The organism is Paraburkholderia sp. BCC1885 (assembly GCF_900996235.1).
GTDB lineage: Bacteria > Pseudomonadota > Gammaproteobacteria > Burkholderiales > Burkholderiaceae > Paraburkholderia.
On record NZ_CAAJGM010000133.1, the window covers coordinates 30,651 to 49,887 of the forward strand.

Below are 19,237 nucleotides of genomic sequence, written 5' to 3' on the forward strand. Positions count from 1 at the left end.
GCTGCTGGCGTTGCCGCCGTCGTTCACTCAAGGAGGCGTCAATGGGGAAACTCGACCTTTCGCGTCGCAGTTTTCTGAAGGCCAGCGTGCTTGCCGGCGTGTCGGTGTATATCGCGCCGATGGGCAGCCGTGCGTTCGCTGCGTTGTTCGAAGAAAAAATTCTCACGCCCATCCAATGGGATGCGGTCAATGGTGAGGCGAAGTTCCGCATCGACGGTATCGCCAAGGTGACAGGGGCGAAAGTGTTTGCACGCGACGTCCGTGCCGCCGACATGCCGCATTGGCCGAAGCAGCAGGCCCACGCGTTCATTCTGCGCACCACCCAGGCCGACCGTCTTTACGAAGGCTTCGATCTGTCGCTGCTCGGCGCCGAACTGCAGCCGGACCGCATCGTCACCGCCGACGATCTGGCGCGCGACCGGTTGGTCTTCCCGGCCTTCTATGGCGACGACATGCTGCTGCCGCGCGGCAAGACGCCGGCGTATCTCGGCCAGGCGGTGGCCATCCTGATCTATCACGACTTTGCACGGTTTCGCTTCGCCAAAGACCGGCTCAAGTTCCATGACGAGATCATCCGCTACGGCGCGCAGACGGGGCCGCTCGAACGCGATCCGTGGGGCACGTTCCGCTTCGTGCGCGTGGGCGGCAAGACGCCTTATGACGACGATACCTTCTCGAGCCTGAAGAATGCACCGGTTTTTCCGAGCATGATGCGCAAGCACCAGCCGGTCTGGCCGGACGGCAAGGAGCACGGCAAGCTCGACGAGCAGGGCATGTTCTTCGCCGGCCAGATCCAGCAGGAACTCGATCATCCGTCGGCGGACTGGCTGGTGATGGAGCGCGAATACAACACGCAGTCCATCGACACGGCCGCGCTCGAACCCGACAACGCAAACTGCTGGTACGACGCCGCGACGCAATCGCTGCACATGGTTGTACCGACCCAGGCGCCGCAGGAAGTCGCGCAAAGCGCCGCGGGCATGGTGGCCAAGTGTGCGTTCCCGGTGAAGAACCTGTTCGTGCATCCGTGCTACACGGTGGGCTACGGGTCGAAGGACCATTTCAACGTGCCGTTCTACGGCCTCGTCACCGCCATGTATGCGGACGGCCGGCCGGTGCGTCTCGCCAATGACCGCTATGAGCAGTTCCAGACCTCGCTCAAGCGCCATGCGTTCAGGATGAACTACCGGATTGCGGTGGACCGGAAGACCGGTTTGCTGCAATCGTTCAAGGCACAGATGGAGGCGAACGGCGGCGGGCGCTGCAATTTCTCGCCGTCGGTGGCAATGGTGGGGGCCACCGCGGCGCAGTCGATCTACTACTTTCCGAAGAACGATCTGGCGGCCGTGGCGATTGCGTCGCGCGCCATCGACGCCGGTTCCGCGCGCGGCTACGGCACGCTGCAAAGCATGGCCGCCACCGAAATGATGATCGACGAAATGGCCGCGCAACTCGGCATCGATCCGATCCAGTTCCGTCTGAAGAACGCGTTGCGCTCGGGCATGAAGAATACGCAAGGCGCAGTGCCGGCCGGCGCGATTCGCGTCGACGAGGTTCTGCAGAAGGCGCAGGTGCATCCGCTGTGGGTGAATCGCGCGAAGAAGAAGCTCGAATTCGAACTGGCGAATCCGGGCCGGCGCTATGGCGTTGGCTTCGCCTGCGTGCAAAAGGACTTCGGCACGGGCGCGGAGGCGTCGTTGGCGCGGGTCGAGTTTAGCGCCGACGGCAAGATCAGCCTGCATCATAGCGCCGCCGAAATCGGCACCGGCATGTCCACGTCGCAGGCGATTGCGGTGGCGAAGTGGCTCGGCAAACCGGCCACCGAGGTGCGGGTGGCCGTGAACGACTGGTCCGACTTGCCGGTCGTGACTAGCGGCGATCCTTACATGATGTCGCAAGCCGAGCAGGACAGGCTGTCGGCGAATCCGCGCTGGTCGCCGAACTATGCGTCGCCGGCGAGCGCGACCAACTCCGCGTTTTACTTCACGCACAGCACGCGCGAGGCGGCGCGGGTGGTTTTCATGCATGGGCTGTGGCCGGCCGCTATGGCGATCTGGAGTCAGGGCCCCGGTGGCGGCCAGGCCGCGCCGTTGACGGTGCGTATCGAAGATGCCCGTTGGGTCGACGGCAAGCTGTCGGCGGCAGGGCTCGAAGCGTTGCCGTTCGAGCAGCTCGCGAAGCAAGCCCACGAACTCGGACTCGTGACGGGCGCGGCAGTGCATGTGTTCAATCGCTGGCAGTGGACCGAGGCGGAATTTTCGATTGACGGCAATGTCGATCGTCTGTCGATCGACGGCCTTTCGCTGCGCTATGGCGATAACGCCAGCGCCGGGAAGAAGCGCCAGCAGACCACGCCGAATCACTACCACGTGCTTGATCGCCAACGCGTGTTCATTCCGCCCGTGCAGCGTAACAACGCCGCGGTCACGTATTACAGCGCGGTGGGCACGCTGGTCGAACTGGCTGTGCACGAGGCCACCGGCAAGGTGGAACTGCTCGCGCATCACTCGATCATGGAGTGCGGCAACCAGATCGCGCCACAACTCGTTTCGGGTCAGTTGCAGGGCGGTCTGGCAATGGGCATCGGCCACGCGCTGCACGAATTTCTGCCGCTCTACGAAGACGGTCCCGGCAATGGGACGTGGAATTTCAACCGCTATCAGCTGCCGCGCGCCAAAGACGTCGCCGTCTGGACCCAGACCGGCGAAGTGCTGCCGCCGCTGACCGAAACCGATCCGCCCAAGGGCATTGCCGAAGTGGTGATGATCCCCGTAGTCGGCGCGATCGTGAACGGCATTGCCCATGCCATTGGACATCGTTTTACCGACCTGCCGGTGACCCCGCAAAAAATTCAGGAGGTGCTCGCATGACGGCCCCTAATCAAACTTCCGCCCTCGCTGCAGGTGCAGCGCCGGCATCCGATACGAAGACATCGCAGCCGGCGAATGCGGCTGTCGTGGAACGTCCGCTGACGCAATACCGTGCAGAGCCGCTCTCGCTGAAATTGAACGGCCGTGACGTGACGGTGCAGGCGCCGGCCGGTCTGATGATGATCGACCTGCTGCACGAATACCTCGACCTCACCGGTTCGCGGCTGGGTTGCGGGCAGGGCATCTGTCACGCCTGCGTGGTGATTCTCGACAAGCCGGATGGCACGAGCGAGGAAGTGCGCACCTGTATCACCGGGGCGAATTTCTTTGCGGGCAAGTCGATTCGCACGATCGAAGCCCATGCGCAGCGCAATGAGCAGGGCGAGGTGGTGGCCTTGTCGCCGATCCAGCAGAAGTTTCTCGAGCACTTCAGTTTTCAGTGCGGCTACTGTACGCCCGGCTTCGTCAATGCGGCCACGGTGTTGATCGAACGACTCGCGCGTCAGCCGGTGTCGCGCGACAAGGTGGAAGAGACCATTACCGAAGCGCTCAACGAGCATATCTGCCGTTGTACGGGGTATGTACGTTATTACGAGGCAGTGAAGGATGTCGTCATGACGATGCCCGGACTTGTTAAGGATACCGTATGAAAATGCGATTTCTGGATCTGGGTCGGATTGCGGTGATGACGGGCGTGGCGTTGCTGGCCGCCTGCGGCCAGCAGCACGATGACACGAGTGCGGCGACCAGCGCGACGCTGGCCGCCTCGTCCTCGGGTACATCGCCCGATGCGCAACTGGCGCGCGGCCGCTACCTGGTAAAGGCCGCCGACTGCGCCGCCTGCCACACCGCAGCGGACGGCGCGCCGTTCGCCGGCGGCGTGAAGCTGGCGTCGCCGTTCGGCACTTTCTACGGCACCAACATCACGCCGGACCAACAGCATGGCATCGGCAAGTGGAGCGCCGACGATTTCTACAAGGCGTTGCACGACGGCGTCGCACCGGAAGGCCAGTTGTATCCGGCGATGCCTTATACGTCGTACCGGCAGCTCTCGCGCGCCGACACCGACGCCATGTACGCCTGGCTGATGGCGCAAAAACCGGCCGCCGTGGCGAACCATGCGCCGGAATTGACGTTCCCGTTCAGCCTGCGTTTTGCAGTGCGTTTCTGGGACCTGATGTTCCTGAAGGACACGTTGCCCGATGCATCGAAGGGTGATTCGGCCGACTGGAACCGTGGCCGTTATCTGGTTAGCGCGCTCGGCCATTGCGCCGAATGCCATACGCCGCGCGGCAAGTTCGGCCAGATGGATCACTCGTTGGCGCTTGGCGGCGGGGCGCTGGGCCGCACCGTGGCGCCGGATATCACGCCGCAAGGGCTCGCTGCGCGTGGCTGGACCGCGGCAGATCTGCAGAGCTTTTTCGCAACCGGCATCGCGCCGCAAGGCTCGGCTTTTAGCGAAATGTATCCAGTCGTGCATCTGAGCAGTCAGTATCTGAGCCACGACGACCTGCGGGCGATGTCCACTTATCTGTTGGGCGATCAGCCGCCGGCGGTGCAGCCGCTGCAATCGGTTTCAGCGGATGCCGCGCAACTGGCCGCGGGCCGCAATGTCTATCTCGCTGTGTGTGCCGGTTGTCATGGCCGCGACGGCGAGGGCAAACCGCACGTGGCGGTGCCGATGCGCGGCAATTCCACGGTGCGGCAACGCGATCCGCATAACCTGATCGTGGCGATGCTCGACGGTATCGAGGCGCAGGATTTCGCCGGGACCGAACGCATGCAGGAAATGCCGGGCTTCGCTCGTCAGCTCGACGACGCGGAACTCGCGCAACTGGCGGGATATCTGCGCGCGACGTGGGGTGGTCAGCCGGCGGATGTGACGGCCAACGCGGTGAAGGCGCTGCGCTAGTCCGCGCCCTCTACCGAAGTCTTGCGGGGCGTATGAGATGATGCCGTTTCGTTCGTCCTTACGTCCCTCGCCATGTCATCGTCGAGCGCCACGCGCACGGCCGCGCTTCCGTGGCACAGCATCGCAAGCATCCTGGCGTCGATGCTGTGCTTTGCCGTGGTGGATGCGCTGGCGAAGACGGTTGCGCTGCACTATCCGGCCAATGAGGTCACGTTTTTCCGCATGCTGTTCGGCCTGGTTCCGGCTGTCGCCTTGTGCTGCCGGGGTCGTCTATCGGTGATGGAAAGGCTGCGCGGCATCGACATCAAAGGACAGACAATCCGCGCGCTGACGCTGCTCGGCGCTTCGGGACTGTTCTTCGCCGGTTTGCCGTATGTCCCCCTGGGTGAAGCGGTCGCGCTGGCTTATTCGGAAACGCTGATCGTCATTCTGCTGGCGCCGCTGCTCCTGAAAGAACGCTTGACGGCCACGGGCATGGCCGCGGCCCTGGTCGGCTTCTGTGGTGTGCTGCTGGTGGTGCGCCCAGGCGGCAGCGAGGCGAACTGGCCTGGTCCTGGTTTGCTGTTGCTAAGCGCGCTGTGCGGTGCGCTATCCATCATCCAGATCAAACGTATCCGCTCGACCGACGACTCGGCGACGACGGTTCTGTTTTTCACCGTGATCGGCACGATCGTGATGGGCCTGACACTTGCATTCAATTGGCGGGCGCCGTCTTTGTCGGCGCTGCTGATCATGGCGCTTCTCGGCGTGTTCGCAACTGCAGGACAGCTTCTGATGACCGTCGCGTTTCGCCAGGGCGACGCCGGCAAGCTCGCGCCCTACAACTATACGAGCATCGTGTGGGCGGCATTGTTCGGCTATGTCATATGGGGCGAGACGATCCAGCCGTGGTCACTGGTGGGGATCGCACTTATCGTGGGCAGTGCCATTGCGGTTGCGATTCGGCGCAAAGACAAAGAAGGGCCGCTGGCGTGATGCTGTTTGAATGAAAGACCCCTGTTTTGGCCGTTGAGACGCTCCGCGTCAGTGTGCGATCATAAGGCGTTGTCCGCGCAGATGAGCAGAGCGCAGCATTGACCGGCTGGTACCCAGCCGAACGTAGAACAAATCAAATCGATTAAGGCGGGGGACGGCAATGCAATCCGATCAGCAGGAAACAGCGCGCGCGGTTCCTGGCCGGGATCTTCTCGCGCCCCGGTTAATCGCCGGTATTTTTCAGGGCGTCGCGCTGTATCTGCTTCTGGACGCGGCGCACAATCGCAGCGGCATCGCGACCGTCCCCATCGTATTCTTTCCGCTGCTCCTGGTTATCCTGTTCATTCCGCCGACGCTGATGGTCGGCTTCTGCCGCATGAGCGGGGCGCGGCTCGCGATGTGGGCCGCTATTCTCGCCGCGGTTGTCGCCGTTCCTGGTTACCACGATTCCCGCTAGCCTAAGGCAACGCACAGGACTGTTTATGACTAACACCCATTCTCCAACGTCTCAACCCGGCGCGGTCCCGCAACCAAGCACCGACGCGCTCATTACCGGCTTGCTGGCGGCGATCAACTCGAACAGTCGACAGTCCTTGCTGGAGTTTCTGCGTAATCACGCGGTTCTGCCGTCCTCCAGCCCGATGACTCTCGACGACTGCGCCGATTGGCTCGCGTCGTTCGCCCGTTTAACGCAAGGGCTGGTTTTGCGGGAGATTAAACCCGTGGACGTCACCCATCTTACCCAGACAGCGCTGGTGGACGACCGCCTGTACTGCGCCGCACATCGGATGCATTTGCGCTTTGACGCGCTGGCCGGCAGCAAAATTATCGAAATCGACTTCGGCCCCGGCGAGATGCGCAGCGTCGCCATGTCCAAGGCCGATGGTCTTGCACAAATCCGGTCTTACTGCGATCAGGGCGCGCTAACCGATGTGTTCTCCGGGACCGTGCTCGTTGCGCGCGGATCGGACGTGCTGTTTGAATATGCGTGCGGCGCGGCGAATAAGCGCTATGACGTGCCTAACAATCTGGACACCCGATTCAATCTTGGTTCTGCTAACAAAATGTTCACTGCCGTGGCGATCGCCCAGCTGGTGGAACGCGGACGCCTGAGCTTCACGGATAGCATCGATCGATACATCGACGATAGCTGGCTGCCTGCGTCGGTGACGAGCGGCATCACCGTTCATCATCTGCTTTCTCATACCTCGGGACTGGGGAGTTATTTCAACGAGACCTTCTTCAACGGCTCGCGCGCCCGGTTTCGTGCCATTGACGACTTCAAGCCGCTCGTGCGTGACGATCGACCTGCATTTACGCCGGGCGAACGATTCGAATACAGCAATACCGGCATGCTGCTGGCAGGGGTGATTATCGAGCGTGTGTCCGGCAAGAGCTACTACGACTATATCCGCGAGGCGATCTACGCGCCGTGCCTTATGCAGGACACGGATTGCTACGACATCGACGCGCCCGTTCCGAATCTCGCGATGGGCTACATTCCTCTGATGGATGCAATGACGGGCCAGACGAAGCCCCGAACCGCAACCGGCTGGCGCGAGAATATTTTCGAGCATGTCGCCAAAGGTGGGCCGGCGGGCGGCGGCTATTCGACCGTGCGCGATCTGCACCGCTTTGCCACTGCGCTCGTGGCGGGCGAGCTCGTCGGCCCGGCAATGCGCGAGGCGCTCTGGACCGATTACACCGGCAGTGGCTATGGCTACGGGTTCGAGGTCGGCCGGACTGCAACGAAGACAACGATTGGCCATGGCGGCGGTTTCGCCGGCATCAGCGCGAGCTTCGAGGTCACGTTGGAGACGGGACGCATCGCGATTGTTCTGTCCAACTACGAGGCGGGTACCTTCGGGCTGGCTCGTTGTATCGGTCATACGCTCGACCAGATGGAGCCGTGAATCGAAGGGGGCTTTTGCCCAGCAAGGGCCATTGCTGACTGAACGCTTACGAATCGCCACCGCGCTTGTTAGCCGAAAGAAAGGGCGAAAGAAAGGGCGAAAGAAACAGATCCGACGCAATGGCGCGCGCGCCGGCGAATGCAATATAGCTCGTGTAGATTGGCGGCTCCATCAACCAGAACGAGTTCGCTGCCATGACGCCCTTCGATCAAGCCAAAGACGACAAATCGCCGCCCAATCACGCGCGTTGGCCTCATCTGCGGTTTCATCTTCCCTACAATCAGGTGACTTCGACTTTCGGTGACGACTGGTTTTCGCTCAAGGCCGAGGCCTTCGCGCGCTTCTTTGGTACGCCGAAGTTTCTCGTCGGCCAAACCCTGGTGGTCGCACTTTGGGTGATTGCCAACGTGACGGGTCTGACGAAGTTCGACGTCTATCCTTTCATTCTGCTAAACCTCGCCTTCAGTTTGCAGTCCGCGTATGCGGCGCCGCTGATCCTGCTCGCGCAGACGCGCCAGGCCGATCGCGACAAGGCGCTCGCCGACGCGGACGCACGTCATCGCGAGGACATCGCCAAATCAGCCGAAGAGCGCCAGCTGCAAATGGCTGAGCACACCGCGCAGATGGCCACGTTATTGAAACAAAACACCGAACTCACGGAGATCACGCGGCAACTGAGCGCGAGGATCGAGGCGCTGACCATCGAAATGCACGCGAAGGTGCTGGCAGGGAATTGAGTTGGTGGCAGCTTGCGCGCGGTAGTCGTGCTACCGCGCGATAAAGTCAGACGGACGCCGCTTCATCTCATGGGAATATCGCCAATGTACGCGGCCACGCGCCGGGAATTTCTCAAACGAAGCGCGATGGTGCTGTCCATGAGCGCATTGTCACCGCTGCTCAGTCAACCGTTGTCCTCCGCACGCGTCAGCCGCTCAGGAAAACATCCAGCGCCGAAGCGCGTCTCGAACCGGATGCGCAACCGCTTCGGACTGCTGAGCATGACTTGCGACCCGGATCAAATAAATCTCGCGAAGATGTTTGAGCGCCGCTCGCGCGACTCTCGCCGCATCGCATAACCGGTCGACGGACCCGGCCACGAAGATCAGAAACAGCGCGCCCACGATCAACGCATACGCCGTCACCGACATAACCGCATAACGTGAATTCTCGTCGTTACTATGCATCGCCCACACGTCGGGTAAGTGCAGCAGGACAAACCCCGCGCCCACCGCGAGCGACCCCCACAGCAGAAATACGGCGATCGAAAAGAGAAAAAAAAAGGTGGCATCCGACTTCACCCGCCGCGCGTAGATAGCTCATGATCGACTCCGGAAAGAACCGGACTGGCGTCGTGATTGACCGAACCCAGCCCCGATACCTTGCTTACGGCATCCAGAACGCATAGCTTGATATCGAACAGGCGCTTGAAATGCGTCGGGCGGGCCGAATGCGCCGCTGCTCGTGTCAGGCGCATTTTTGATCAAACATATCGTCAGCACAGCAAAATATTCGGCGCCGAAATGTTCAGACGTTTGCCGCTCGACCAGCAGGCGGCCGTGGTGAAAGCGTGGGCTGAGGCCTGTCCCCGCAAAGGTGGAGCACAGCGAAGCATTTGAGACGATGCCCAGGGACGGACATTTTCTCCGCGCCGTGGTTCGGCCAGACTCGATTGCACTGCCGCGGCGATTAGCCCATTCAAGTTTTAACGATTACTGCCGTTAAACAGGGCGGTATCGTGGGCGCGGTTCCGCGATACCGATCGTAAGGATTTGTATCAGTATGTTCAGACGGCTCGTATTTTGTCTGAAGCATTTTACAATTCCGCTTGAATTTTAATCGCCTATCTGGCCCCGTTTGCAGCAGATCGCGTCATTTTCGAGCGGTTTAGCGCACCAGCGCCAGATGGCGGGCAGGGCACGAGTGATGGTCGCACGAGGCGGCTTTCGGTGTCGTGTGGTCGCAGCGCTTCGCCGACGAACGCGCGCATCGCACGCAACGCGAAACGCTCGGGCCTGCCCAGTAACGAGGCAGGAGTCGAATTTGTTGAGAAGTCGTTTCGACAAAACCATGCTGGCGAGTGTCGCCGGCGTGTGGGTCGCAGTAGCAATGAGTGGCTGTGTGAACGTGGCGCAGCAGGACACGCAGACGGGCGTGGCCGCCTCCGGGGTTCCGGCGGCATCGGCCGCTTCGGCGGGGGCGGCGCCCGATGCGGCGTCGTCAACGGCAGCCACGGCGTCCGTGGCGTCGCTGCAGGCGACGGCGGACGCAGCGGCCGCCAAGGCGAAGAAGAGCCCGCCGCTCGTCTATCGCGTGCGGCGCGGCGATACGCTGGGCCATATCGCCCAGAGTCATCACTGCAGCGTCAAGGAATTGCTGGCGTGGAACCAGCTCAAACCGTCCACGCGTCTCAAGCTCGGACAGGTTTTGCATGTGGCTTCGCCGGAAACGGTGAAGCAGGCGAATGCGGCGGCAGCGGCTGCCGTCGCGGCCGAGGCTGCGGCAGCACAAGCTGCGGCGGCGGCAAAGACGGCTGCTACGGTAGCGCCGGTTTCGGGTGCAGCGACAAGCGCGTCCGCCAATGCGCCAGCCGCGGCCTCGGCCACCATGGCGGCTGCGGTTGCGACCACTGCAACGACCACCCTCTCGGCGTCAAATCCAGACAATGCTGCCGGCTCGCCCGCACCGGGCGCCGCCGAAACCCGTCAAGTAGATGCGGAGATGGCGCGCCACGCCAAACGCGTCACGCTGGCATGGCCGGCTCAAGGCGACGTCGTTCAGGGGTTCCAGCCCGGCGAGACGCGCGGCATCGAAATTGGCGGCAAGCCGGGCGATCCGGTGCGCGCCGCCGCGGACGGCAAGGTCATGTACGCCGGGACGGGCTTGAACGAATACGGCAGCCTGATCATCGTCCAGCACAACAAGGACTTTCTGACCGCCTATTCGCATAACCGCAAGCTGCTGGTGAAAACCGGCGACATCGTGCGCCAGGGGCAGGAAATCGCGGAGATGGGCGACGAAAACAATTCGCGCGTTTCCGTGCTGTTCGAGTTGCGCCGCGACGGCAAGCCGGTCGATCCGATGCCGTATCTGCCCGGCAAACAAAGCTGAGTTTGCGTGCCGGGCAGCGTGTTTCAGAACGTGTCGCCTGGCACGCGAATCCAGCCTTCCATCAGCACGCGGGCGCTGCGGCTCATGATGGCTTTTTTCACGGCCCATTCGCCGTCGATCTGACTCGCCTGCGCACCGACGCGCAGCGTGCCCGACGGATGCCCGAAGCGCACCGCCTCGCGTTCGCCGCCACCCGCCGCCAGATTCACCAGGGTGCCGGGAATCGCGGCGGCGGTGCCGATCGCCACGGCAGCGGTGCCCATCATCGCGTGATGCAGCTTGCCCATCGACATCGCCCGCACCAGCAGGTCGACATCGCCCGCCGCGACCTGCTTGCCGCTGGAGGCGACATAGCCGCGCGGTTTGGCAACGAAAGCGACCTTCGGCGTGTGCTGCCGGGTGGCGATTTCATCGAGGTGCTTGATGAGGCCCATGCGTAGCGCGCCGTGCGCACGAATGGTCTCGAACTTCGCCAGCGCCTTGTCGTCGCCGTTGATCGCGTCCTGCAGTTCGGTGCCTTGATAGCCGATTGCTTCGGCGTCGACGAAGATGGTGGGAATGCCCGCGTTGATCATCGTGGCCTTCAGCACGCCAATGCCCGGCACCTCGAGGTCGTCGACCAGATTGCCGGTCGGAAACATCGCGCCGCCCGCGCCGTCTTCCTCGGCAGCCGGATCCATGAATTCGAGTTGCACTTCGGCGGCCGGGAAGGTCACGCCGTCGAGTTCGAAATCGCCGGTTTCCTGCACCGCGCCATTCGTGATGGGTACGTGGCTGATGATGGTCTTGCCGATATTCGCTTGCCAGATGCGCACGACGGCCACGCCGTCATGCGGAATGCGGCTCGCGTCGACGAGGCCCGCGCTGATGGCGAACGGCCCCACCGCGGCCGAGAGATTGCCGCAATTGCCGCTCCAGTCCACCAACGCCTTGTCGATCGATACCTGGCCGAACAGATAGTCGACGTCGTGATCCGGCCTGCTGCTCTTCGCGATGATGACGGTCTTGCTGGTGCTCGACGTCGCGCCGCCCATGCCGTCGATCTGCTTGCCGTAAGGGTCCGGGCTGCCAATCACGCGCAGCAGCAGGCGGTCGCGCGCAATGCCCGGCGACTGCGCGGCCGCGGGCAAATCCTGCAGTCTGAAGAACACCCCTTTGCTGGTGCCGCCACGCATGTAGGTGGCGGCAATCCTGATCTGCGGTACGTGGGCCATTGTGTAGTTGTCCTCGTAATTTTTTAAGCGGCTGCCTGCGACGATTCGAGGAAGTCCTGCGCGAAACGCTGCAACACGCCGCCGGCTTCGTAGATCGACACTTCTTCCGCCGTGTCGAGACGGCAGGTGACCGGCACGTCCACACGCTCGCCGTTCTTGCGATGAATCACCAGCGTGAGGTCGGCGCGCGGCTTGCGCTCGCCGATCACATCGAAGGTTTCCGTGCCGTCGATGCCGAGCGTCAGGCGATTCACGCCCGGCTTGAATTCCAGCGGCAGCACGCCCATGCCCACCAGGTTGGTGCGGTGAATCCGTTCGAACCCTTCGGCGACGATAGCCTCGGCGCCGGCCAGCCGTACCCCCTTGGCGGCCCAGTCGCGCGACGAGCCCTGGCCGTAATCGGCACCGGCAATCACGATCAGCGGCTGCTTGCGTTCCATGTAGGTTTCGATGGCTTCCCACATGCGCGTGATCTTGCCCTCAGGTTCAATGCGAGCCAGCGAACCGGCTTTAACCTTGCCGTCTTCCAGCACCATCTCGTTCTTGAGCGTGGGATTGGCGAAGGTGGCGCGCTGCGCGGTGAGGTGATCGCCGCGATGGGTTGCATACGAGTTGAAGTCTTCTTCCGGCAAGCCCATTTTCGCAAGGTATTCGCCCGAGGCGCTATCCGGCAGGATCGCGTTGGAAGGCGAAAGATGGTCGGTGGTGATGTTGTCGCCGAGCACCGCGAGCGGGCGCATGCCCTTGAGCGTGCGTTCGCCTGCAAGCGCGCCTTCCCAATAGGGCGGGCGGCGGATGTAAGTGCTCATCGGGCGCCAGTCGTACAGGGGATGGGCGCGCTCGCCGGTATCGGCGGTGACTGCGAACATTGGTTCGTACACCTTGCGAAATTGCTCCGGCTTCACACTCGACGCGACGACGGCATCGATCTCTTCGTCGGACGGCCAGATGTCCTTGAGCAGCACCGGCTTGCCGTTCGCATCGATACCCAGCACGTCCTTCTCGATGTCGAAGCGGATCGTCCCGGCAATCGCATACGCCACCACGAGCGGCGGCGAAGCAAGAAATGCCTGTTTGGCAAACGGATGGATCCGGCCGTCGAAATTGCGGTTGCCGGACAGCACCGCCGTGGCGTACAGGTCGCGCTCGACGATTTCCTTCTGGATCACCGGATCGAGCGCGCCCGACATGCCGTTGCACGACGTGCAGGCATACGCGACCACGCCGAAGCCGAGCTGTTCCAGTTCCGGCAACAGTTGCGCTTCTTCCAGATAGAGGGTCACCGCCTTCGACCCCGGCGCGAGCGAACTCTTCACCCAGGGCTTGCGGGTCAGGCCGAGCCGGTTTGCATTGCGAGCCAGCAGCGCCGCGGCGATCATGTTGCGCGGATTGTTGGTGTTGGTGCAGCTTGTAATGGCCGCGATGATCACTGCGCCGTCGGGCATCAGCCCCGGCTCGTTCTCGACCTTGCCGCTGATGCCGCGTGCAGCCAGCTCCGACACCGGCAGGCGCCGATGCGGATTCGACGGCCCCGCGAGCGTGCGCACGACCGTCGACAGGTCGAATTTCAGCACGCGTTCGTACTGTGCGGTTTTCAGGCTATCGGCCCACAGGCCGGTGTGCCTTGCATACGTCTCCACCAGTTTGACGAGTTCGTCGTCGCGGCCGGTGAGCTTCAGGTACCTGATGGTCTGCTCGTCGATATAAAACATCGCGGCGGTCGCGCCGAATTCCGGCGCCATGTTGGCGATGGTGGCGCGGTCGCCCAACGTGAGATTGGCTGTGCCCGCGCCGTAAAACTCCAGATACGCGCCGACCACTTTTTCCTTGCGCAGAAATTCGGTCAACGACAACACCACGTCCGTCGCCGTGATGCCCTCGCCAGGTTTGCCCGTCAGCTCGACACCGACGATATCCGGCAGGCGCATATACGACGCACGCCCGAGCATCACGCTTTCCGCTTCGAGACCGCCCACGCCAATTGCGATCACGCCGAGCGCATCCACCATCGGTGTGTGCGAATCGGTGCCCACGAGGGTGTCGGGGAATGCCACGCCGTCTTTCACCTGCACGACCGGGCTCATCCGTTCGAGGTTGATCTGATGCAGGATGCCGTTGCCCGGTGGGATCACGTCGACGTTCCTGAACGCCTTCCGGGTCCAGTTGATGAAGTCGAAGCGGTCTTCGTTACGGCGGTCTTCGATGGCGCGGTTCTTGTCGAACGCGTCGGGATCGAAGCCGCCGCACTCGACGGCGAGCGAATGATCCACCACTAGCTGTGTCGGCACGACCGGGTTCACCAGCGCGGGGTCGCCGCCTTGCGCGGCAATCGCGTCGCGCAGACCGGCGAGGTCGACGAGCGCCGTTTGTCCGAGGATGTCGTGGCAGACCACGCGCGCCGGGAACCACGGAAAATCGAGGTCGCGCTTGCGCTCGATGATCTGCCTGAGCGACGCATTCAAGGACACCGGATCGCAACGGCGCACGAGATTTTCGGCCAGTACGCGCGAGGTGTAGGGCAGCGTGTCGTAGGCGCCGGGCTGGAGGGCCTCGACCGCGGCGCGCGTATCGAAGAAATCCAGCCGGGTGCCGGGCAGGGGTTTGCGGTTTGCTGTGTTCATACCGTGGGAAATGATAATGAGGTGCTCAGGGAGACGCTTGCGGCCATCAGCGGCAATTATCCCCCTTTCCTGAACAGCGCTTTCAGACGGCCGGCGCCTTCAGCCAAGGTCAGCCAAGGTCAGCCAGCGGCTGCGCTCAACGTTTTGCCAGCGGCACGAACTTGAGGTTGTCTGGACCGGTGTAATTCGCGCTCGGCCGGATGATCTTGTTGTCGATGCGCTGCTCGATGATGTGCGCGCTCCAGCCCGCCGTGCGGGCGATCACGAACACCGGCGTGAACATGGCCGTCGGCACGCCCATCATGTGGTACGACACCGCGCTGAACCAGTCCAGGTTCGGGAACATCTTCTTGGCGTCCCACATGACCGTTTCGAGCCGCTCGGCGATGTCGAACAGCTTCGTGCTGCCGGCTTCCTTCGAGAGCTGCTTCGCGACTTCCTTGATGACCTTGTTACGCGGGTCGGAGATTGTGTACACCGGATGGCCGAAGCCGATCACGACTTCCTTGTTCTCCACGCGGCGGCGGATGTCTGCTTCCGCCTCGTCCGGCGTCTGATAGCGCGACTGGATTTCGAACGCGACTTCATTGGCGCCGCCGTGCTTCGGCCCGCGCAGCGCGCCGATCGCGCCGGTCAGGGCCGAATACATGTCCGAGCCCGTGCCGGCGATCACCCGGCCGGTGAAGGTCGAGGCGTTGAATTCGTGCTCGGCGTACAGGTTCAGCGAGACGTGCATCGCGTCGACCCACGACTTCGACGGCTCCACGCCGTGCAGCAGATGCAGGAAATGGCCGCCGATCGAATCGTCGTCGGTTTCCACCTCGATGCGCTTGCCGTTGTGCGAGTAGTGGTACCAGTACAGCAGCATCGAGCCGAGCGAGGCCATCAGCTTGTCGGCGATATCGCGCGCGCCCGGCAGGTTGTGGTCGTCCTTTTCCGGCAGCACGGTGCCGAGCACCGAGACGCCGGTGCGCATCACGTCCATCGGGTGAGCGGCGGCCGGAATCCACTCCAGCGCGGCCTTCACGTTGGCGGGCAGGCCGCGCAACGCCTTTAGCTTGGCCTTGTACGCGGTCAGTTCCGCCTGCGTCGGCAGCTTTTCGTGCACCAGCAAATAGGCGATTTCCTCGAATTCGCAGGTGCTGGCGATGTCGAGAATGTCATAGCCGCGGTAGTGCAGGTCATTGCCGGTCTTGCCGACCGTGCACAGGGCCGTGTTGCCGGCCGTCACGCCCGACAGCGCGACGGATTTTTTCGGTTTGAATGCGCCGGTTGCCGGCGCGCTGTTATCTGCTTCGCTCATGGTGTCGTCCTCTCGCTCCTTGATTCGGGTGCCCTGTCGGTGCAAGGAGTGGGCCAGCTTTGAGGCGTGCGCTTAAGTAATTGATTGCCCGAGGAATTGACGCCCGCCCGACTTCCAGCCGCAATACAATGTGGTTTCACAAGTGAAAGTACGCATTTCACAAATGAAATCCGGCGTTCATAATGGCCACGACCTTTAGAGAATTGCCAGCGCCCACGCCATTCACCATGAATCGACCCTCCGAACCCGGCTCCCGTCCCCGCATCTGGGCCATCGGCATCAGCAAGCTACGCGACCTGTTCCGCGACATCGCCGACGAATACGACATCCGCGCCGACCTGCGGCTGGTGACGCGCGGGTATGAAGACGCCGTCAACGAAATCGCGGCGGCCGGTGCGAACCGTCCGGACATCGTGATCGCCGCCGGTTCCAACGGCACTTACCTGAAGGCGCGCGTTGACCTGCCGGTGGTGCTGATCGCGCCCACCGGCTTCGACGTCATGCATGCGTTAGCGCGTGCGCGGCGCGACGCCTCGTCGGTGGCGCTGGTAACGTATGGCGAGACGCCTGCTGAAGTACGCCGCTTCGTTGCGGCCTACGGTCTCGACGTGGTGTTCGCCGCGTATCAGTCGGCGCAGGATGCCGAAGCCTGCGTGCTCGATTTGCGCGACCGTGGCGTGAAGACCATCGTGGGACCGGGCCTCGTCACGGATCTGGCGGCGCGGGCCGGCATGGAATCCGTGTTTCTCTATTCGCGCGCCTCGGTGCGTGCCGCGTTCGATACCGCGCTTGAAGTCGCCCAGGCCACCTGGGGTGAAGCGGTGCGGCGGCATCGATTGGACAACGTCTTGCAGCATCTGCGCGACGGCGTGGTGGCGCTCGATGCGCAAGGCCGCGTCGAAGCCATCAATCAGCGGCTGGCACTCGTGCTCGGCATCGAGCCGGCGGCGGCCGTCGGACGTCCCTTGCTCGAACTCGCGCCGGATCTCGTCGACGCCGTCCCGGACGCGGAAGGCGAGTCGCTCGAAACCGTGCGCGGCGTGAGCTATGTCGTGCATCGCGGACCGTTGGTCGACAACGGCGTGACGACGGGTACCGTGCTGACGTTTCAGGAGTCGCGCGCGGTGGAACGGCTCGATCGCACGCTGCGCTCGCGCCAGCGCGCGCAACAGTTCGTGGCTCGCTACCGGCTCGACGATCTGGTGGGCCAGTGCGCACCCATCGAACGGGTGCGGCAACTCGTGCGGCGCTATGCGAAGTCGGACGCCACGGTCCTGATTCGTGGCGAGAGCGGTACGGGTAAGGAGATGGTCGCGCAGAGCCTGCATCACTTAAGCGCGCGGCGCGACTTTCCTTTTGTCGCGCTCAATTGCGGCGCGTTTCCGGAGGCCCTGCTGGAAAGCGAGCTATTCGGCTACGAGGAGGGCGCGTTCACCGGCGCGCGGCGCGGCGGCAAGGCGGGCCTGATCGAGGCGGCGCACCGCGGCACGCTGTTTCTCGATGAAATCGGCGAGATGCCGTTGCCTTTGCAAAGCCGCCTGCTGCGCGTGCTGCAGGAACGCGAAGTCGTGCGGCTGGGTTCGACGGAGCCCACGCGCATCGACGTGCGGATCGTCGCTGCGACCCACCGGGCATTGACGGCGGCCATCGAAGCCGGCGAATTCCGCACCGATCTGTATTACCGGCTCAACATTCTGAACATCGGTTTGCCGCCATTGCGCGAACGGCTGTGGGACATTGTGCCGCTTGCATCCGAGTTGCTGTATCAGGCGGCGCGCCGTGAGCCGCGCCTCGCGACGCGGATTCGCAGCACGGGCGATGCCGCGGCTTTGCTCGAGGCGGTGAGCGAATCACTTGGCCGTCATACGTGGCCTGGCAACGTGCGGGAATTGCAGAACGTGATCGAACGCATCACAGTGGAACTGGCCGACGCGGACGACGCGGTCCTGACCGACGCGGTGCTGCAGTCGATCGCGCCCGAACTGTTCGAGCGGCCCGAAGGCGCGGCGAACGACGCGGCGTTGACTTTGCGGCAGCGCAGCCGTCAGGTCGAAGCCGACGAGATTCGCGCCGCGCTCGAAGCGTTCAACGGCGACCGCGATCAGGTGTGCGAGGCGTTGGGGATCAGCAAGACCACGCTGTGGCGCAAGTTGAATGCGGCGAGGTGAGGGGGCAGGCTGGCCTCCAGCGCACGCAACGGCCAGCGATGCCAGCGAGGCCGACGAGGCCAGCGGAGTAAGCGGAGTAAGCGGAAGCGGCGCAATTGACACCGTCCCGCCACCGGCTTCGCATTAGTCCTACTTCCCCTCAACCGTCCGCAGCACCTGCGCGACTTTCCCATGCTCGTGCAGGATGGCCGGGCTCGCCTGCAGCAACGGCAAATAGCGCGGCAAGAAAATATTCTCCGGCCGCTCGGACGAAAACAGCATGGTCACCGCTTCCGCCGCGCCGATCCGCTCGACGTCGGTGGCCTTCTTGTCGTCGAGCGTCTCGTCGACATTGGCGATTACCGTCGAAAGCGGCGTCAGCCAGCGAAACCCCGAACCGTTAATTAGCACCTGCAGGAACGCGGCGGGCGTCGCCGGGCCGAATTCCTTCTCATAGGCCGCGCGTTCGTGATCGAGAATCGCCTTGTGCAGCGACAGCAAGGGCCGGCGAACCTCGGACAGGAACTGGGTGGCTTGCTCGTCGGTCATGGCGCAACTCCTGATCAATAGATAGAAGGCCCATGCTAACAAAATTGCCCCGCGCGGACAGGGTGACAGGTTATCAACACAATTTTTAAGGCGAGACTACAATCGATTCGCCCTCCATAGGCCGCAGGCTCACCACCTTCAAAACAATAACCCGCAACTGGAGTCCCCATGACAACGCTCAACATCAATGGTCAGACGCATACCGTCGACGCCCCGCCTGACATGCCCCTGCTCTGGGTTTTGCGCGACATCGTCGGTCTGACCGGTACGAAGTTCGGCTGTGGCATTGCCCAGTGCGGCGCATGCACCGTGCATCTGGACGGCGCCGCGGTCCGTTCGTGTGTGCTGCCGGTGGCGGCGGTCGGCGACAGAAAAGTCACCACCATCGAAGCGGTCGGCGAGACCCCCGCCGGCAAGAAAGTGCAGCAGGCATGGCGGCAGATCGACGTGGTGCAGTGCGGCTACTGCCAGTCCGGACAGGTGATGTCCGCGTCCTCCTTGCTTGCGCAGAATCCCAATCCCACCGATGCGGATATCGACGCCGCCATGGCCGGCAACATCTGCCGCTGCGGCACCTATAACCGCATTCGCGCGGCGATCAAGCAAGCGGCAAAGGAGGCCTGAT

Annotated in this window: 16 protein-coding genes; 10 read left to right on the forward strand and 6 right to left on the reverse strand. The window is 63.0% G+C overall.

All coding sequences use genetic code 11. The features are described 5' to 3' along the window. Positions 1-41 precede the first annotated feature (41 nt). The 6 genes from FQ755_RS13830 to FQ755_RS13855 all read left to right on the forward strand — a co-directional run bounded on the left by FQ755_RS13830 (position 42) and on the right by FQ755_RS13855 (position 7,670). Positions 42-2,870 (forward strand): xanthine dehydrogenase family protein molybdopterin-binding subunit, encoded by a 2,829-nt coding sequence (locus FQ755_RS13830; RefSeq protein ID WP_144155037.1) that lies wholly within the window; start codon positions 42-44, stop codon positions 2,868-2,870. Continuing rightward, positions 2,867-3,520, forward strand: a complete 654-nt coding sequence (locus FQ755_RS13835) for a (2Fe-2S)-binding protein (RefSeq protein WP_144155039.1) — start codon at positions 2,867-2,869, stop codon at positions 3,518-3,520. Before FQ755_RS13830 ends, FQ755_RS13835 begins: the two co-directional genes overlap by 4 nt. A gap of 2 nt (positions 3,521-3,522) precedes the next feature. Then, entirely contained in the window at positions 3,523-4,782 is a 1,260-nt protein-coding gene (locus FQ755_RS13840; RefSeq protein WP_409937510.1) for a c-type cytochrome, read from the forward strand. A gap of 72 nt (positions 4,783-4,854) precedes the next feature. Beyond that, a complete protein-coding gene (locus FQ755_RS13845; RefSeq protein ID WP_144155043.1) occupies positions 4,855-5,757 on the forward strand; it encodes a DMT family transporter in 903 nt (300 codons plus the stop codon). Between the two features lie 160 nt (positions 5,758-5,917). Continuing rightward, positions 5,918-6,214, forward strand: coding sequence for a hypothetical protein (locus FQ755_RS13850; protein WP_144155045.1), 297 nt, complete (start codon positions 5,918-5,920; stop codon positions 6,212-6,214). A 136-nt stretch (positions 6,215-6,350) separates the two neighbouring features. Further along, positions 6,351-7,670, forward strand: coding sequence for a serine hydrolase domain-containing protein (locus FQ755_RS13855; RefSeq protein WP_186308519.1), 1,320 nt, complete (start codon positions 6,351-6,353; stop codon positions 7,668-7,670). A 46-nt stretch (positions 7,671-7,716) separates the two neighbouring features. Here the strand turns inward: FQ755_RS13855 and FQ755_RS37335 are convergent, their stop codons facing one another. After that, the gene (locus FQ755_RS37335; RefSeq protein ID WP_186308520.1) at positions 7,717-7,866 is read right to left on the reverse strand and encodes a hypothetical protein; all 150 of its coding nucleotides are present in this window, start codon (positions 7,864-7,866) and stop codon (positions 7,717-7,719) included. Between FQ755_RS37335 and FQ755_RS13860 the strand changes: the two genes are divergently transcribed. Further along, positions 7,865-8,407 carry a DUF1003 domain-containing protein gene (locus FQ755_RS13860; protein WP_144155048.1) on the forward strand — a complete coding sequence of 181 codons (543 nt, stop codon included), beginning with the start codon at positions 7,865-7,867 and terminating at the stop codon, positions 8,405-8,407. The two genes, FQ755_RS37335 and FQ755_RS13860, sit on opposite strands and share 2 nt — an antisense overlap. A 195-nt stretch (positions 8,408-8,602) precedes the next feature. Here FQ755_RS13860 and FQ755_RS13865 read toward each other — a convergent pair whose 3' ends face one another. Beyond that, a complete protein-coding gene (locus FQ755_RS13865) occupies positions 8,603-8,968 on the reverse strand; it encodes a hypothetical protein (protein ID WP_144155050.1) in 366 nt (121 codons plus the stop codon). Positions 8,969-9,710: 742 nt separating this feature from the next. Here FQ755_RS13865 and FQ755_RS13870 point away from each other — a divergent pair. Beyond that, complete coding sequence (locus FQ755_RS13870) at positions 9,711-10,778, forward strand: peptidoglycan DD-metalloendopeptidase family protein (RefSeq protein ID WP_409937504.1); 1,068 nt, start codon at positions 9,711-9,713, stop codon at positions 10,776-10,778. A 23-nt stretch (positions 10,779-10,801) separates the two neighbouring features. On the opposite strand, the gene prpF is transcribed toward FQ755_RS13870, so the two are convergent. The 3 genes from prpF to prpC all read right to left on the reverse strand — a co-directional run bounded on the left by prpF (position 10,802) and on the right by prpC (position 15,916). Then, positions 10,802-11,992 carry a 2-methylaconitate cis-trans isomerase PrpF gene (prpF, locus tag FQ755_RS13875; protein ID WP_144155052.1) on the reverse strand — a complete coding sequence of 397 codons (1,191 nt, stop codon included), beginning with the start codon at positions 11,990-11,992 and terminating at the stop codon, positions 10,802-10,804. A 23-nt stretch (positions 11,993-12,015) separates the two neighbouring features. Beyond that, positions 12,016-14,613 (reverse strand): Fe/S-dependent 2-methylisocitrate dehydratase AcnD, encoded by a 2,598-nt coding sequence (acnD, locus tag FQ755_RS13880; RefSeq protein WP_144155054.1) that lies wholly within the window; start codon positions 14,611-14,613, stop codon positions 12,016-12,018. A gap of 136 nt (positions 14,614-14,749) precedes the next feature. Further along, positions 14,750-15,916, reverse strand: a complete 1,167-nt coding sequence (gene prpC, locus FQ755_RS13885; protein WP_144155056.1) for a 2-methylcitrate synthase — start codon at positions 15,914-15,916, stop codon at positions 14,750-14,752. Positions 15,917-16,143: 227 nt separating this feature from the next. On the opposite strand from prpC, the gene prpR reads away from it, so the two are divergent. Next, positions 16,144-18,084 (forward strand): propionate catabolism operon regulatory protein PrpR, encoded by a 1,941-nt coding sequence (gene prpR / locus FQ755_RS13890; protein ID WP_144155058.1) that lies wholly within the window; start codon positions 16,144-16,146, stop codon positions 18,082-18,084. 129 nt (positions 18,085-18,213) lie between these two features. On the opposite strand, the gene FQ755_RS13895 is transcribed toward prpR, so the two are convergent. After that, a complete protein-coding gene (locus FQ755_RS13895; RefSeq protein ID WP_144155060.1) occupies positions 18,214-18,612 on the reverse strand; it encodes a hypothetical protein in 399 nt (132 codons plus the stop codon). A gap of 168 nt (positions 18,613-18,780) precedes the next feature. Here FQ755_RS13895 and FQ755_RS13900 point away from each other — a divergent pair, with 168 nt between their 5' ends. Further along, a complete protein-coding gene (locus FQ755_RS13900) occupies positions 18,781-19,236 on the forward strand; it encodes a (2Fe-2S)-binding protein (protein WP_144155062.1) in 456 nt (151 codons plus the stop codon). The last annotated feature ends 1 nt before the right edge of the window (position 19,237 follow it).